Origin of the sequence: Pseudomonas sp. xss_2, from assembly GCF_043104195.1 — a bacterium.
In the GTDB taxonomy this organism is placed as follows: domain Bacteria; phylum Pseudomonadota; class Gammaproteobacteria; order Pseudomonadales; family Pseudomonadaceae; genus Aquipseudomonas; species Aquipseudomonas urmiensis.
On sequence record NZ_JBICKL010000045.1, the window covers coordinates 205,683 to 222,074 of the forward strand.

General features: G+C 61.4%; 13 protein-coding genes. 8 read left to right on the forward strand and 5 right to left on the reverse strand.

The features are described 5' to 3' along the window. The first annotated feature begins 68 nt into the window (after positions 1 to 68). From ACF8K2_RS08805 to ACF8K2_RS08820, 4 genes are all read left to right on the forward strand, one after another. Complete coding sequence (locus tag ACF8K2_RS08805) at positions 69 to 281, forward strand: PLD nuclease N-terminal domain-containing protein (protein WP_392464376.1); 213 nt, start codon at positions 69 to 71, stop codon at positions 279 to 281. 69 nt (positions 282 to 350) lie between these two features. Continuing rightward, the gene (locus ACF8K2_RS08810; RefSeq protein WP_392464377.1) at positions 351 to 755 is read left to right on the forward strand and encodes a RidA family protein; all 405 of its coding nucleotides are present in this window, start codon (positions 351 to 353) and stop codon (positions 753 to 755) included. A gap of 143 nt (positions 756 to 898) precedes the next feature. After that, positions 899 to 1,399 carry a GNAT family N-acetyltransferase gene (locus tag ACF8K2_RS08815; RefSeq protein WP_392464378.1) on the forward strand — a complete coding sequence of 167 codons (501 nt, stop codon included), beginning with the start codon at positions 899 to 901 and terminating at the stop codon, positions 1,397 to 1,399. A gap of 142 nt (positions 1,400 to 1,541) precedes the next feature. Next, positions 1,542 to 3,638 (forward strand): EAL domain-containing protein, encoded by a 2,097-nt coding sequence (locus ACF8K2_RS08820; RefSeq protein ID WP_392464379.1) that lies wholly within the window; start codon positions 1,542 to 1,544, stop codon positions 3,636 to 3,638. Positions 3,639 to 3,683: 45 nt separating this feature from the next. On the opposite strand, the gene ACF8K2_RS08825 is transcribed toward ACF8K2_RS08820, so the two are convergent. Then, positions 3,684 to 4,508, reverse strand: coding sequence for an aldo/keto reductase (locus ACF8K2_RS08825; protein ID WP_392464381.1), 825 nt, complete (start codon positions 4,506 to 4,508; stop codon positions 3,684 to 3,686). 245 nt (positions 4,509 to 4,753) lie between these two features. Between ACF8K2_RS08825 and ACF8K2_RS08830 the strand changes: the two genes are divergently transcribed. Next, positions 4,754 to 5,638, forward strand: coding sequence for a DMT family transporter (locus tag ACF8K2_RS08830; protein ID WP_186553563.1), 885 nt, complete (start codon positions 4,754 to 4,756; stop codon positions 5,636 to 5,638). A gap of 17 nt (positions 5,639 to 5,655) precedes the next feature. On the opposite strand, the gene ACF8K2_RS08835 is transcribed toward ACF8K2_RS08830, so the two are convergent. Further along, positions 5,656 to 6,564: a LysR family transcriptional regulator gene (locus ACF8K2_RS08835; RefSeq protein WP_392464382.1), complete on the reverse strand. Its 909-nt coding sequence runs from the start codon at positions 6,562 to 6,564 to the stop codon at positions 5,656 to 5,658. A gap of 354 nt (positions 6,565 to 6,918) precedes the next feature. Between ACF8K2_RS08835 and katG (ACF8K2_RS08840) the strand changes: the two genes are divergently transcribed. From katG (ACF8K2_RS08840) to pssA, 3 genes are all read left to right on the forward strand, one after another. Then, positions 6,919 to 9,171 (forward strand): catalase/peroxidase HPI, encoded by a 2,253-nt coding sequence (gene katG / locus ACF8K2_RS08840; RefSeq protein WP_392464383.1) that lies wholly within the window; start codon positions 6,919 to 6,921, stop codon positions 9,169 to 9,171. A gap of 404 nt (positions 9,172 to 9,575) precedes the next feature. After that, the gene (gene katG, locus ACF8K2_RS08845; RefSeq protein ID WP_392464384.1) at positions 9,576 to 11,882 is read left to right on the forward strand and encodes a catalase/peroxidase HPI; all 2,307 of its coding nucleotides are present in this window, start codon (positions 9,576 to 9,578) and stop codon (positions 11,880 to 11,882) included. A 349-nt stretch (positions 11,883 to 12,231) separates the two neighbouring features. Then, positions 12,232 to 13,569, forward strand: coding sequence for a CDP-diacylglycerol--serine O-phosphatidyltransferase (pssA, locus tag ACF8K2_RS08850; RefSeq protein WP_392464386.1), 1,338 nt, complete (start codon positions 12,232 to 12,234; stop codon positions 13,567 to 13,569). 36 nt (positions 13,570 to 13,605) lie between these two features. Here the strand turns inward: pssA and ACF8K2_RS08855 are convergent, their stop codons facing one another. From ACF8K2_RS08855 to ACF8K2_RS08865, 3 genes are all read right to left on the reverse strand, one after another. Further along, on the reverse strand, positions 13,606 to 14,112 hold the full coding sequence (locus ACF8K2_RS08855) for a DoxX family protein (protein WP_392464388.1): 507 nt from the start codon (positions 14,110 to 14,112) through the stop codon (positions 13,606 to 13,608). A gap of 120 nt (positions 14,113 to 14,232) precedes the next feature. After that, on the reverse strand, positions 14,233 to 15,519 hold the full coding sequence (locus ACF8K2_RS08860; protein ID WP_392464389.1) for a sensor histidine kinase: 1,287 nt from the start codon (positions 15,517 to 15,519) through the stop codon (positions 14,233 to 14,235). Beyond that, on the reverse strand, positions 15,516 to 16,256 hold the full coding sequence (locus ACF8K2_RS08865) for a response regulator (protein WP_392464390.1): 741 nt from the start codon (positions 16,254 to 16,256) through the stop codon (positions 15,516 to 15,518). The genes ACF8K2_RS08860 and ACF8K2_RS08865 overlap by 4 nt, the downstream gene beginning before the upstream one ends. Positions 16,257 to 16,392 lie beyond the last annotated feature (136 nt).

The following is a 16,392-nucleotide window of genomic DNA, read 5'->3' on the forward strand; positions in this document are numbered from 1 at the left end:
ACAACATCCGAATGAACCCTTGGCGCTGGCTGCTACCCAACCCAGTACATGCTCACAGGAGAACGCTCATGGAAATCGGAACGCTCTGGATCATCGTCGCCGCCTTTGTGATCCTGATGGAGATCTGGGCCATTTGGCACATCATCGGCAGCGAGCGACGCGCCGAACGCAAGATGCTGTGGATTGTCTTTGTGGTTTATGCACCGATTCCCGGGTTGCTGTTCTGGGCCTTTCGCGGGCCGCGGGCGGTCAAGGGCAGGGCGGTACTGGAGGAGAAATAGCATGGGCTTGACCTCGACTTTACTTGAGGTCTGATACTCGGTCGCTCTTTTCATCCATGGGGCGACCTTATGACCAGCGCTTTGCAACTGTCCAATCCCGAAGGGCTGTACGACCCCAGCGCCAATGCCTATTCGCATGTCGCTGACGTTCAGGCCGGTGGCCGTTTGTTGTTCATCGCCGGGCAAGGTGGGGAGGATGCCCAGGGCAATCTCTCGCCGCTGTTCGCCGAGCAGGCACGCCAGGCCCTGGCCAATTTGCGCCTGGCGTTGGCGTCCAAGGGCGCTGGGCTTGCACAGGTGTGCAAGCTGACGTTGTTGATTGTCGAGCATGATCAGCAGCGCCTGCGCCAGTGGGTGGCCGAGGCTGATCGGGCCTGGGGTACGCAGATGAAACCCACCTGCACGTTGATTCCGGTGCCGCGCTTGGCGCTGGATGGGATGTTGGTGGAAATCGACGCGGTGGCTGCGGTTTGATCGCAGGGTGCCAATACTGACGTCATCGCCGGGCGAGCCCACGTTGAAATACTGCGTGGTGGGCTTGCCCCGCGATGACGTCAGCCTGAGCGACACCTGATCCAGGCGCAGATACAATTGCCTCTTTACCTCGCAGATCCGCCATGCCAGCTCCCATCGAACTGCTCCAGACCGGCCCCGAGCACGCCGACCTGATCCGCAACCTCTACCAGTTCTACGCCTACGAGTCTTCCGACTGGGAGCAGGAAGACGTGGAAGTCGACGGCCGCTTCTACATTCACCATGAACACATGGACCGCTATTGGCAGTCCCCCGGCTGGAGCGCCAGCCTGGTGCTGGTGGACGGCTACATTGCCGGCTTCGTGCTGGTCGAGCGTAGCGAGCTGCCTGATATTGACGCCTTGGAGCTGGCGGACCTGTTCATCCTGAAAAAGTATCGTCGCCAAGGACTAGGCCGCGCAGTCGCCCAGCAAATCCTCGGCAATCACACCCACAACTGGTTGCTGCGTTGCTATCGCCAAGATCAGCTGGCTATGGCATTTTGCAGCGCGGTCCTGGCAGACCTGCCACGCCCGGTCCAGTCCATAAGCTTGGATGACGATACCGACCTGATCAATTACTGGGTACCCATGCAGACCCACTGATAGCTGCCACAGCACCCGCCGAAAATGTGACGCAGTTCACAAAATGGTGGGTTGCACGGCATAATGCCAGCACGTCTTATTCAAGGCCCTGCCGCTCTGGCCGGGGATTCATTCGTGCGTGTCGCAGGTTCAGGGAAAACCCATGTCGCTAGTTGCCAGTTCCGACATCATGTACCGGCTGTTGATCCAGAGCGTGGTGGACTATGCCATCTACATGCTCACCCCCGATGGCGTGGTCGCCAATTGGAATCCGGGGGCGCAGCGGGCCAAGGGCTACAGCGCCGATGAGGTCGTGGGCAAGCACTATTCCCTGTTCTATGAAGATGAAGACCGCGCAGCCGGGCTGCCCGAACAGAACCTGGAACAAGCGCGGCGCACTGGCCGTTTCGAAGAGCAGGGCTGGCGGGTGTGCAAGGATGGCAGTGCGTTTCGTGCCCATGTGGTAATCGATGCGGTGCGTGATGAACAAGGCCAACTGCTCGGCTTTGCCAAGGTCACCCGCGACATCTCCGAGCGCCACCGCTACGAGCTTGAGCTGCTTGAGGCCAAAGTCTTGGCTGAACAGTACAGCCAGGAAATGGCCAACTTGTCGCGTTTTCTTGATTCGGTGATTGCCAACATCCCTGCCAGCGTCATCGTCCAGGACCTCGACAGCCAACGCATCCTCCTGGCCAACCAGCAGGCCGAGCGCCTGTTCGGCAGCCAGGGCGCGAGCATGATTGGCCGCCTGCCGGGCGAATGCCTGTTGCCCGGCGCTGCCGAGTATCTGCAACTGCAGCTGGCCAACGGTGCCCGCAGCACCAAGGGCTATGCCGCCGAAACACGGGTCGAGACGGCTCGCGGTCCGCGCACCTTGCGTAGCCGCGCCTTGCTCAGCCAAAAGCGTGAGGGCCAGGCCGACTACGTCATGTTCGTCGCTGAAGACGCCACCGAAGAGTTGGCCGCGCATGCGCAGATCCACCACATGGCCCATCATGACGCTCTGACCGGCCTGCCCAACCGCACCCTGTTCAACGAGCGGCTCAAGCAGGCGCTGCTGCGCGGCGAAGACACCGGCAAGTTGACTGCCGCGCTGTGCCTTGACCTGGACAACTTCAAGAACATCAACGACTCCCTCGGCCATGCCTTTGGCGACAAACTGTTGCGCGCCCTGGGCAAACGCCTGCGCCGGGAGCTGCGCGAACATGACACCTTGGCCCGACTGGGCGGCGATGAATTTGCCGTGATTCTGGCTGGCCTGGACACCGCCGAATCTGCCTGCAACACCGCCCGGCGCTTGATCGAAGCCATGTGCCCGCCGTTCCAGATTGAAGGGCATCAGTTTTCGGTGGGGGTCAGCATCGGTATCGCCATCGCCCCGGACGATCACGACCAGGCCGAACAACTGCTCGGCTACGCCGACATGGCCCTGTACGAAGCCAAGCGCAATGGGCGCAATCGCTTCGAGTGCTTCCACCTTGAGCTGGACGTGGCTGCCCGCCAGCGCCGCTTGGTCGAAACCGACTTGCGCACGGCCTTGCACCTGGGCCAGTTGCAATTGCATTACCAGCCCGTGGTGGATCAACAAAGCCACGAGGTGACCGGCTACGAAGCGTTGCTGAGATGGGAGCACCCGGGCCGGGGCATGATCATGCCGATGGACTTCATCCCGATTGCCGAAGAGACTGGGCTGATCCATGAAATCGGCGCCCGTGCGCTCAACCTGGCGTGCCAGGAGGCGGCCACCTGGGGCACTGAACAAGTGGTCTCGGTCAACCTGTCACCGGTGCAGTTCAAAAATGCCAACCTGGTGCATATCGTCGCCCTGGCGTTGTCCGATTCCGGTTTGTCGCCGCTGCGCCTGGAGCTGGAGATCACCGAGTCGGTGCTGCTGGGTAACAGTGAGGAAAACGTGCGCACCCTGCGGGCGCTGAAGGAGTTGGGCGTGTCGATTTCCCTGGACGACTTTGGCACTGGCTACTCGTCGCTGGGCTATCTGCGCTCGTTCCCGTTCGATCGGATCAAGATCGACAAGTCGTTCGTCCATGACATGTGCGACAGCCGCGAGGCGATGTCGATCATCCGCGCCATTACTGAGCTCTCCAACAGCCTGATGATCAAGACCACGGCTGAAGGTGTGGAGTCAGCTGAACAGATGGAGCGCTTGCGCGCCGAGGGTTGCTCGCACTTCCAGGGCTACCTGTATGGTCGGCCAGCGCCTGCCAGCGAGCGCTTGAAGAGCGTGGCGTTGCTGCGCTGAAGTGCGCTAGGGCCGCTGCGCAACCCATCGCAGCGGCTCCTGGGCTCAACTGTTCCAGTCTGGAGCAAACTCAGGGTTGACCACCCGTTGATCCTTCGACAAGCCGGCGATCAGCGCCCGGTCCTGATCATCCAACTGCACCTGCAACGCCGCCAGGTTGGACAATTGATTGTGCTCACTGCTGGCCTTGGGAATCACCGCCACGCCGTCTTGGTCAAGCAGCCATTTCAACGCAACCTGGCTGGGCAGTGCGCCGTGTTTGGCGGCGATGTCGCGGATGACCTGCTGTTCGGCGACCCGGCCACGGGCGAGCGGGGTATAGGCCGTCAGCGCCATGCCGTGCTGGCGGGCGTAGTCGAGCAATGGCTGCTGGTCGAGCAGGGCGTGGTACTCCACCTGAATCGCCGACAGCGGTGCGCCCAGCTCTTCGACCACTTGGCGCAGTAGGCCCAGCGGGAAGTTGGCCACGCCGATGCAACGTGCCTTGCCTTCGTCTCGTAGCGCCACCAGGGTGTCGATGCTGCGCGCCAGGTCCCAGTCCTTGCTGGGCCAGTGGATATGGAACAAGTCCACCTGCTCCGTGCCTAGGGCGCGCAGGCTGTCCTCCAGCGATTGGCGCATCGCCGTGGGTGTCAGGCGATCCCACCAGACTTTGGTGGTGAGGTGGATCTGCTCACGCGCGACAGGGCTATCACGCAGCGCCTGGCCTACCGCAGCTTCGTTGTCGTACGCCGTCGCGGTATCGATGTGCCGATAACCAAGCTCCAGCGCCTGGTGCACGGCGCGGGTGCACTCGGCGCCAGTCATCGGCCAAGTGCCCAGGCCAATGGCGGGCATGTCCAGGCCATGCTGGGAAGTGAGCCTATGCATGAAAACTCCTTGTTCAAGTGGTAGAGGCCTGGCCCATGGTGGTGCATCTGTACCGGGCAGACCATGCAAGGTTGAGCAAAAGTGGTCGATCAGCGAACGCAAATTGTCCGCAAGGGTGCTGTGACGGCATCGCGGCTATCGCAAGCTGACTCATCTCTTCTAGAATCCGTCATTACATCCGTGCAGCCCTAAGGCGGCGCAGGTCCCCGGGCGCGGCAACCGCCGACGCCACCTTCGAGAACGCCATGAGTTCGAGTACACCGCTGTCTGGAGTCAATCAGCCTCTGCGAGGGATCGCGCTGGTCGTCGTCGCCACGCTTCTATTTGCCAGCCACGACGCCCTGTCCAAGTTCCTCGGCGGTCTTTATCCGATCATCATGGTGGTCTGGGCACGCTACCTGGTGCACACCCTGTTGATGGCCGGGATCTTCCTGCCCAGGGCCGGCATGGCGGTATTGCGTACCCATCGCCCGGTGCTACAGACCCTGCGCGCCTTGAGCCTGCTGAGCACCAGCCTGCTGTTCACTGCCGGCCTGCAATACCTACCGTTGGCTGAGGCAACGGCGGTCAACTTCCTCGCTCCGGTGCTGGTGACTGCCTTGTCGGTGCCGCTGCTCAAGGAACGGGTCACGCTGGGCCAGTGGTTGGCAGTGGTGATGGGTTTCGTGGGTGTGCTGGTGGTGGTGCATCCGGGCGGGGCGATGTTCACCCCGGCGATCCTGTTCCCGTTCGGTTCGGCGTTGGGCTTCTGCTTCTATCAGGTGCTGACGCGTAAACTGGCGGTGTACGACAGCCCGACCACCAGCAACTTCTACGCAGGCCTGTGCAATACCCTGGTGATGACGGCGCTGGTGCCGTTTTTCTGGCAGACGCCGCAATGGCATCACGCTCTGTTGATGCTTGCCCTGGGCGGCTTTGGCATGACTGCGCACCTGCTGCTGACCCAGGCGTTTCGCTTTGCCGCGCCGGCGTTGCTGGCACCGTTCAGTTACTGCCAGATCGTCTTCGCCGGCCTGTTGGGCCTGCTGATTTTCGGCCAGGCGCCAGACACCACCAGCCTGGTGGGCATCGCCATCATCTGCCTGAGCGGGCTGGGCGCGGCCTGGATGCAGCGCGGTAAAAAGGCCTGATCTCAAGGGCTTGCAGTTCAGGTGCCCGAGGCCATGAACTGCAGGATCTGCTCGCGCAACCAGCGTTCGGCAGGGTCGTTGTCATGGGCGCTGCTCCAGGCCATCGACAGCTCGGCTTCGCTGATGGCAAAAGGCGCCGGGTCGGCGCGTAGGCTACCGTCGTCCGCCAGGGCGCGGGCAGCATAGTCCGGCACTGTGGCAATTAATTCAGTATTGCGCAGCAGGGCGCGCAGGCTCCCGAACTGTGGCACGGCCAGCACCACTTTGCGGCAGCGGCCAATGCGTGCCAGGTCCATGTCGATATTGCCGCTCATGTCACCTGAGAACGACACCATCACGTGTGGTCTGGCGCAGTATTCGTCGAGGCTCAACGCCCCTGGGCGGGTATCTGCGCGCAATACTCGCACACCGATGTCACGGAGCTTGCGGCGCTTGGCGTTGGCCGGCAGGTCGGTGGTGTAGCTGACGCCAACCGAGATTTCCCCTGAGGCCAGCAGCCCAGGCATCAACAGGAAGTTGGCCCGGCGCACCACCACGCTAATCTGTGGCGCTTCTTCGCGCAGGGCCTGTAGCAGATCAGGGAACAGGCCGAACTCGGCATCGTCCGACAAACCGAGGCGAAACACATTGCAGCTGGTGGCAGGCTCGAACGCCTTGGCGCGGCTGATGGCAGCTGAAATAACATCCATTGCCGGCGTCAGTTCGGCGAAGATCTGCAGCGCCCGTGCCGTGGGCTCCATTGCACGAGCATTGCGGATTAGCAATGGGTCGTCGAACAGATCGCGCAGGCGGGCCAGAGCGGCGCTCACGGTAGGCTGGGAGATGAACAGCTTTTCTGCGACGCGGGTCAGATTGCGTTCGAGCATCAAGGCTTCGAACACGACCAGCAAGTTCATGTCGACGCGACGCAGGTCATTGCGGTTCATGAGGCAAGGGCTCTCGGGCTGTGGGCGTGGCGTCATATTCAAGCATGTCCGCGGCCTTGCTGCTTGTATCGATGTGCGCTGACAGAGTCAGGCTATTGGCAGCCAATACGGACTCTATTAGAAGTCTTGCGAGGCTCGACTAGTCTTGTCCCTGGCCTTGTGAAAAGCCTGCGCGGGCGGCATGGCAGCACCTGGGTGCAAGACCCTGCGCTGCACGTGATGACACGCTCGCACGCCCGTATCGGCGAAGACCGACCCACCTGATGAGGGGTAGGCATGAGCCTTCGTGCTCGGCTGATCAAACCTGGCATAGACCGGAAATCTGGATAGAACCCGACCCAAAGGTAACCGCAGATGTCGAACGAATCGAAATGCCCGTTCCATCAAACCGCAGGTGGCGGCACCAGTAACCGTGACTGGTGGCCTGACCAGCTCAACTTGAACATTCTTCACCAGCATTCAAGCAAGTCCGATCCGATGGACCCGGATTTCGACTATGCCAAGGCGTTCAAGAGCCTGGATTTCCAAGCCCTGAAACAAGACCTGACTGCCTTGATGACCGATTCCCAGGACTGGTGGCCGGCCGACTTCGGCCACTACGGTCCGCTGTTCATCCGCATGGCTTGGCACAGTGCCGGCACCTACCGCATCGGTGATGGCCGCGGTGGCGCAGGCTCCGGTCAGCAGCGCTATGCGCCACTCAATAGTTGGCCAGACAACGTCAGTCTGGATAAGGCGCGGCGTTTACTGTGGCCAATCAAGCAGAAATATGGCGAAAAGATATCCTGGGCAGATCTGATCGTGCTTACCGGCAACGTCGCGCTTGAGTCGATGGGCTTCAAGACCTTTGGCTTTTCGGGTGGCCGCGCCGATGTGTGGGAGCCGGATCAAGATGTCTACTGGGGCTCGGAGAAAGTCTGGCTGGGCGGCGACACCCGATACGGCAAGGCCCAGGCGCCCGGCCAGGGTGATCTGGTGGCCGAGCCTGCCAAGCATGGAGAAGAACAGAGCCGCACCTTGCAGGGCGAGCGCAACCTGGAAAACCCGCTGGCCGCCGTGCAGATGGGCCTGATCTATGTGAACCCGGAAGGTCCGGAAGGCAATCCCGACCCCATCGCCTCGGGCAAGGATATCCGCGAAACCTTCGGCCGCATGGCGATGAACGACGAAGAAACCGTCGCCCTGATCGCAGGCGGCCACGCCTTTGGCAAGACTCACGGCGCCGGCCCTGCCGATAATGTCGGTCCGGAACCTGAAGCTGCACCCCTGGAGCAGCAAGGGTTTGGCTGGCATAACACGTTCGGCACCGGTAAGGGTGGCGACACCATCACCAGCGGCCTGGAGGTGACCTGGACCTCGACCCCGACCAAATGGAGCAACGAATACCTGGAGAACTTGTTCCGCTTCGACTGGGAGCTGACCAAAAGCCCGGCGGGTGCCAACCAGTGGCGGCCGAAAAACGGTGATGGGGCAGGGCAGATTCCCGATGCCCATGACCCCAGCAAGCGCCATGCACCGTCGATGCTCACCTCGGACCTGGCGCTGCGCTTCGATCCGATCTACGAGCCCATCGCTCGGCGGTTCAAGGACAACCCTGATCAGTTGGCAGACGCCTTTGCCCGCGCCTGGTACAAGCTGATCCACCGCGACATGGGCCCACTGGCGCGCTACCTGGGGCCGGAAATGCCCCAGGAAGAGCTGCTATGGCAAGATCCACTGCCGCCAGCGCCGGCAGCTGTGATTGGCGAGCAGGACATCGCTGATTTGAAAGCCAAGGTGCTCGCTTGCGGCCTGAGCATCGGCGAGCTGGTAGCTACCGCGTGGGCGTCGGCTTCGACCTTCCGTGGCTCGGATAAACGCGGCGGTGCCAATGGTGCCCGGCTGCGTCTGGCACCGCAGAAATTCTGGGCGGCCAACCAGCCTGAACAGCTGGACAAGGTACTGGCCACCTTGGAGAAAATTCGCAGTGAGTTCAGTGTGGGCGGCAAGCAGGTGTCGCTGGCCGACCTTATCGTTCTGGCCGGTACTGCGGCGGTGGAGAAGGCTGCCAAGGATGCCGGACACACGGTCAGCGTGCCGTTCCATCCTGGTCGCGTCGATGCTTCGCAGGAGCAGACCGATGTCGAGTCGTTCGGGGTGCTGGAGCCGCTCGCCGATGGCTTCCGCAATTTCTCCAAGGGTGCCTATAGCGTCAAGGCTGAGCGGCTGCTGCTGGACAAGGCGCAATTGCTGACCCTGACCGCACCAGAACTCACTGTGCTGATCGGCGGCCTGCGGGTGTTGGGCGCCAACCACGCTGGCAGCAAGCACGGCGTGTTCACCGACAAGCCTGGGCAGCTGACCAACGACTTCTTCCGCAACCTGTTGGACATGAGCGTGGAGTGGAAACCGACTGCGGACGATAACCAAACCTTCGAAGGCAAGGATCGCAAGACCGGGCAGAGCAAGTGGACCGGCAGCCGGGTGGACCTGGTGTTTGGCTCGCATGCCCAGCTGCGTGCGCTGAGTGAGGTGTATGCCAGCACCGGCGCCGAGGCTAAGTTCGTCAAAGACTTTGTGGCGGCGTGGATCAAGGTGATGGAGTTGGATCGGTTTGACCTGAAGTAAGCCTTAGGGTTGATCGCGGGGGCACACCCGTTCCCTTTTTGAAAGGGGGGTGTGCCCCGTTTTTTTGCTCCAGACCGCATCGCAATTATCCGTCATGAGCGGCTGCAATGGCCGTTGGGCCTGGTAATTCTGCTAGTTGAGGCATGCAAAACGGGCCAGTACCGTGCAGGTGCCTGCTACCGGAGTTTCACTATGTCTGCATGGATTGCCCCTTTGCTGAACGTACCGCGCGTTCAGCCCCCACGCTACCTTGTGTTGAGTCTGCGCCCACGCTTGGCGGGCCTTCCTTTGACTCCGGTGCACACCCATTCGATCAGCGTTCGAAGGGTAGCCGTTTGCTGATCGACGCAAACAATCTGACGTAGATCGGAACCTGGATAACATCAATGTGAAGGTAACCGCAGATGGCGAATGACTCGCAATGCCCATTCCACAACGCCGCAAGTGATTCCGCTACTGCGCAAAGCGCACAGCAGGATCGCGCAGCAGGATCGGATCAATCACAGTGTCCATACCAGAACGTTGCAGGGTTTGGACGATCGAACCGTGACTGGTGGCCCAACCAACTTGACGTGAGCATTCTTCATAAGAACTCATGCTTGTCCGACCCAATGGACGCCGATTTCGACTATGCCGCCGCATTCAGGGCGCTCGATTTTGTCGCATTGAAAGCAGATCTGACCAACCTGATGACCACTTCCCAGCCATGGTGGCCGGCAGATTTTGGTCATTACGGGCCGTTTTTCATTCGTATGGCCTGGCACAGCGCCGGTACCTATCGCATCGGTGATGGGCGTGGGGGGGCAAACGCCGGTCAGCAACGTTTCGCGCCGATCAACAGCTGGCCTGACAACGGCAACCTGGATAAGGCGCGGCGGTTGTTGTGGCCCATCAAGCAAAAGTATGGCAGAGGCATCTCCTGGGCCGATTTGATCATCCTCGCGGGTAACGTCGCACTTGAGTCCATGGGCGTTCCAACCTTAGGTTTTGCCGGCGGACGGGCTGATGTGTGGGAAGCGGACGAGGTGACCAACTGGGGTACGGAGAATGAGCAGTTAAGGGATCGCGATCGAGTCCCTGATAGCTACGACGTCACCCAGTTATCCAATCCACTGGGCGCCTTGATGAGTGGGCTGATCTATGTGAACCCGCAAGGCCCAAGAGGCGTTCCCAGTACCCACCAGGCGGCGTTGGACATCCGTGAAACGTTCCGTCGTATGGGCATGAACGATGAGGAAACCTTGGCTCTCATCGCTGGCGGGCATACCTTCGGCAAAACTCACGGGGCTGCCGCACCGGGTCCATATGTAGGGCCGGAACCAAACGCGGCAGGGCTCGAGCAGCAAGGCTTGGGCTGGCGCAACAGTTTTGGGCAAGGCAATGGCAACGATACGATCACCAGCGGCTTGGAGGTGACCTGGACCAGAACGCCAACACGCTGGAGCGGCGGTTTCTTAGCCAATCTGTTCCGATTCAACTGGGAGCTGTTTCGTAGCCCAGCGGGTGCCCACCAATGGCGGCCAACCGCGTTTACGGATGCCGATCGGGTTCCCCCTGCGCAGCCCGGAGGCAATACGCCTGCACCCGCCATGCTGACCACCGACCTCGCCCTGCGTGACGACCCCATCTACGGGGCGATTGCCAGACGTTGGAATGCTGCTGCCGCGCAAGGTGATGACCAGCTGCTCATCGCGTTTGAAAACGCCTGGTACAAGCTGATACACCGCGATCTGGGGCCACGCAGCCGGTACATCATCCCTGCAACAGAGCTACGGCATCCTGCTGCGGTCATCTGGCAAGACCCGCTGCCAGCCGCAGTCCAACCTCAGTTGACGGAAGCCGACATTACCTGGCTCAAAGTAAGATTGAGCATCCTGCCCATTCGCACGAATGTCTCACTAGCTTGGGCTAGCGCGTCAACATTTCGCGGTTCGGACAATCGAGGTGGGGCGAATGGCGCTCGCCTGAGTTTGCTACCGCAGAGGAACTGGAAGGTCAATGAGCCTGCTCAGCTAAAAAACACCCTAGAGACCTTGCAGAATTTGCGGCAAGAATTCAGCGATACCCTAAATAGGACTATCAGCCTTGCCGATTTGATTGTGCTCGCTGGCTGTGAGGGAGTCGAAAGAGCTGCCCGTCGTACCGGGCAAACGATAACCGTGCCGTTCCGCGCTGGTCGCGTCGATGCTCTTGAGCAGCAGACCGACCCTGAGTCATTCGCTGTCCTGGAGCCTGTAGCCGACGGCTTTCGCAACTACTCCAAAAGTGAGGCGTGTAGCGCCCAAGCCGAGCGGCTGTTGCTCGACAAGGCGCAATTGCTCACTCTCACCGCTCCTGAGATGACTGTGCTTATTGGTGGCTTGCGCGTTCTTGGCATCAACACCAACCGCAGCCAGCACGGCGTGTTCACTAACCGGGTTGGCCTACTCACCAACGACTTCTTCACCAACCTGCTGGACATGGGGACAGAGTGGCGGCCGACCACCGACGCCAGTGTTCTGTTCGAAGGCCGGCCACGTGGCCAACCGAATGCGCTAGTGCGCTGGACCGCTACCCGTGTCGACCTGGTGTTTGGCTCCCATCCAGAGCTGCGTGCGGTCAGCGAGGTGTATGCCAGCAATGATGGGCAGGAGAAGTTCGTCCGTGACTTCGTCGCAGCCTGGGTCAAGGTCATGGAGTTGGACCGCTTTGACTTGCCTCCCAGACCATAACCTGGTCCAGGGCCAATCCGCTGCCAAGGTGTGGTGCCTGAACCGGCCTCTCCGGGCAAGCCCGTTCCCACAGTGTTTGAGTCGTCACAAAATGTATGCGCGGCACGGCACCTGTAGGAGCGGGCTTGCCCGCGAAGAGGCCGGCTCAGGCACCACACGCTTCAAGAGACGCTTGCCGCCGTTCAATAGCTGTACGATCTTCCTGAAAAAAGCCAAGGCATTGTCGGTTCGCAGGGCAGGGAGAAACTCGAGCCTGCTGGCATTGTTGCTATGATGGGGCGTGGCCGGGCCTGTTAGTACACCCTGCACCCGTGCACGGGTGAGCCGTGCCCATCACTCCCGACTTGAGGTGAACCGCTTGATCCGCAGATCCGTGGCAGTACCGCACAAAGGCTTTGCCCTGGCACCGCAAGCCATCGAGGTGGTGCCTGATGCCGCCACCTACCGCTCCTGCTTGCTCGAACGTATTGCCAACGCGACCCGGCGTATCGTGATCGTCGCCCTGTACTTGCAGGAAGATGAGGCCGGCCAGGAGATTCTGGATGCGCTGTACCAGGCCAAGGCGGCGCGGCCGTCGCTGCACATCGTCATCGTCGTCGACTGGTTCCGGGCCCGTCGCGGCCTGCTAGGGGCGGGCCGTCAGCCGGGTAATGCTGCCTGGTATCAAGCGCAGCGTGAGCACCATGGCTTGGATGTGATCATTCATGGCGTGCCAGTGCAAACCCGCGAGCTGTTCGGCGTGCTGCACCTCAAGGGCAGCATCATCGATGATTGCGTGATCTACACCGGCGCCAGCCTTAATAACGTCTACCTGCACCGTTTCGAGCGTTATCGCCTCGACCGCTATCACCTGTTCGACTCTCCGGCGCTGGCCGATGCCATGGAAGAACTGGTGCGCGATGTGCTGGCCAGTACCGCCACACCCCGCCTGGACCTGCCAGCGGCGCCATCGACCCGTAGTCTGCGCGGGGACATCCGCCGATTGCGCACACGCTTGCGACGCATGGCCTACCCATTGCCAGACAGCCCTGCGATCGATGGCCTGCGGGTCATTCCGCTGTTGGGCATCGGCCGCGGCAACCCGCTCAACCACGCCATCTGCTCGCTGCTGGCGGCGGCGCGCGCGCAGATCATCATCAGTACCCCGTACTTCAATCCACCCCGCGTGGTGATGAGCGAAATCGACCGGGCCTTGGCCCGCGGCATTGGCGTCGAGATCATCGTCGGTCATCGTACCGCCAATGATTTCTACGTCGAGCCAGGAAAGCCTTTCAGTGCTAGCGGGGTGTTGCCCTATTTGTACGAAGACAACCTGCGGGCCTTCGCCCGACGTCGTCAGGCGGCCATCGACAGCGGCCAGTTGGTGTTGCGCATCTGGAATGATCCGGGGCATACCTTTCACGCCAAAGGCTTGTGGATCGACCAGCGTTATAGCCTGCTCACGGGTAACAACCTCAACCCACGCGGATTTAACCTGGACCTTGAAAATGGTTTGTTGATCGACGACCCACACGGGCAGTGGCTGATACCTCGCGAGGCTGAACTGCAGGGGATCAGGCAGCATGCGCCTGTACTGCGTTCGGCCAGCGAGTTGGGCGAGCCCGGCGAGCATCCGCAACAGGTGCGCAAGTTCCTCAAGAGGCTGCGCTTGAGCCGTCTGGAGCCGTTGATCAAACGCGTCCTGTAGACACGTCGACGGCCCCTTTAGCAGGGGCCGCGATGTTTACCGAGCGTTGAGCGGGCAGTAACCGAGCTTATGCCACAGCCAATGGTCCAGGCTCAGCCAGCCCGCGCCCTTGAGCGCCAGCGGCAGCAAGGCGACCAGATAGATAAGCGGAAGCTTGAAGTTGCCATAGCCCTGGTCAGTGATCGCATAGCCCCGGGCCAGTTCCGCCAGCCCCGACCATTCTGCCGGCCAATGCACTGCCGCCGTGGCCACCACTGTCACGCCGATCAATACCAGCGAAGCGAAACGGGTGCCTAGCCCGAGCAGCAGCAACAGTGGGCAGATCAGCTCCGCCCACATCGACAACTGCCAGTTCAGACTGGCGGGTAGCAGGTTGAAAGGCAGGGGAAAGTTGGATTGGATGTCGGCAAACCAATTGCTGCCATTGAATTTTTCCAGGCCTGATTCAAAAAACTCCCAGGCCAGGAAAAGTCGCAGAGGCAGATCTGCGCTCCAGTCGCCGAAGCGGTTGAGCGCGGGCAGGGCACGGGTCAGGCTGGTCATTGGGGGTGGCTCCGGTCAGCGAAAAGACTGACTCGGAGTTTGCGCGGGCGGGGTATCTGCAGTGTGTCGAGGCGCTGCAGTTATGTATCGCAGTGTAGGTATGCGCTTGTAACCCAGCGGTCAACGCAATTCGATCTGGGCGCAGAGCCCGCCATTTTCGCGGTTACTCAACGTCAATGTACCGCCCATGGCCTGCACCAGTTGCTGGGCGATGGCCAAGCCCAACCCAGTGCCACCGGTGCCACGATTGCGCGAGCCCTCTACCCGGTAGAACGGTTTGAGTACGTCATTGAGCTCCTCGGCAGGAATTCCGGGGCCCTCATCGAGTATCCGAATCACCGTGGCATTGGCGTGTTGAGTGACCTCCAGCTGAGCGGCACCGGCAAATTTCAGGGCGTTGTCCAGCAGATTGACCAGGACTCGGCGCAGGGCGTGCGGGCGGGTTTGCAAGGTCGTCTCGGTGCTGCCCAGGCGCTCAACCTTGGCCCCGCTGTCCTGATAGTCGAACACCACGCTGTCGAGAAAGGCATCCAGGTCGATCCGGCACGGCGCTTCGGTGCCCACGTCCATGCTGCGGGCGTAGGCGACGCCTTCGCGTACCAGGTGCTCCATGGCGCTCAGGTCGCTCCACAGCTTGTCCTTCTCGACCCCGTCGTCCATCACTTCAACCCGCAGCTTCATCCGCGTGATGGGCGTCTGCAAATCATGGGAGATTGCCGCCAGCAGCTGCATGCGCTCCTTGAGGTAGGCAGCGATGCGCGCTTGCAGGGCATTGAAGGCTGCGGCGGCGTACCTGACTTCGCGCGGCCCGCTTTCATCCAACTGCGGCCCGGGCGTGTTCGGATCGAGATTGTCCACGGCCTGGGACAGCCGGGTCAGCGGGCCAATCGCCAGACGCACCGCCAGCCAGGTGCACAGCAGCAACACTGCCAGCTGGATCAGCAACACTACTGGCAACCAGCTGGCCACCGGAACGGTGGCAGGGGTGACGTCGATGGTCAGCGGCGCGCCGTCAGCCAGGCGCAGATGTGCCTGGAAGTGCGTGAGCGGGCCGGGGATTTCCAGAAACGTCAGGCGGTAGTCCTTGCCGATGGCCTTGACGATCGACTCGGCCGCCATCGGCGGGTCTTCGCTGGGCATGGCCGATCCGGTTTGGCCAGAGTCGAGCCTATAGCGGTAGGTGCGCCGCTCCAGTCGCGGTAGCCAGGCCGGGCGCTCGGCAGCCGGGAGGCGATTGAGGATGGCGACTGAGGTGGCGACGTCCAGCTCAAGGTTGCTGAGCATCATCGAACGGCTGCTGATGTAGCGCTCGTACGCCTGCAAACCGAATGACAGTCCGTAGGCCAATACCAGCCCGGTGAAAAATATCAGTGCAAGGCGCGAGGCGAGGGTGCGCGGCCACTTCATGAGGGCGACTCAAGCAATTGCACCGCTAGCGAGAACACGTAGCCTTCGCTGCGCACGGTCTTGATGCAGGTCGGCTCTCGCGCATCGTCACCCAGCCGCTGGCGCAGGCGGCTGACCAACAGGTCGATGGAGCGGTCGAAGATGTCCGCCTCGCGGCCTTGGGTCAGGTTGAGTAACTGTTCGCGGCTGAGCACTCGCTGCGGATGGTCGAGAAACACCCGCAACAGGCGGTATTCGGCGCCACTGAGGGCCACCAGGGTGCCTTGGTCATCAAGCAGGTGACGCGCCGTGGTGTCCAGGCGCCACGGGCCGAAACGCAACATGCGGCTGCTTTCGCTGATGGTCAGGTTCGGCGGCAGCATGCGCGTGCGGCGTAGCACGGCATTGATCCGCGCCAGTAGCTCTCGGGCGGAGAAGGGTTTGGTCAGGTAGTCATCGGCGCCCATTTCCAGGCCGACGATGCGGTCGGTCTCGTCGTCGCGGGCGGTGAGCATCAGTACCGGCACATTGCGATGCTTGCCCGCGCGCAACTCGCGGCACAGCAACAGGCCGTCATCGCCGGGCATCATGATGTCGAGCACGATCAGGTCCACTGCATCGGCCTCAAGGAAGGCGCGCATCTGCCGGCCGTCGGCGGCGATGCTGGTGCGCAGACCATTTTTCTTCAGGTAATTGCCGACCAACTCACGGATCTCGCGGTCGTCGTCGACGATCAGGATGTGATCGACGTGTTCCATCGTGCGGGCCCTGCCTTAGTTTGAGTAAGCCAAGTGTACTGGCCGTCGGCGCGCTTGCCTGCCGAGGATTGTATTGCAGTGTATCTGGCTTGCTGCTTGATACAGGTGCATGCACGTCTCGCGCTTGGCCGACACA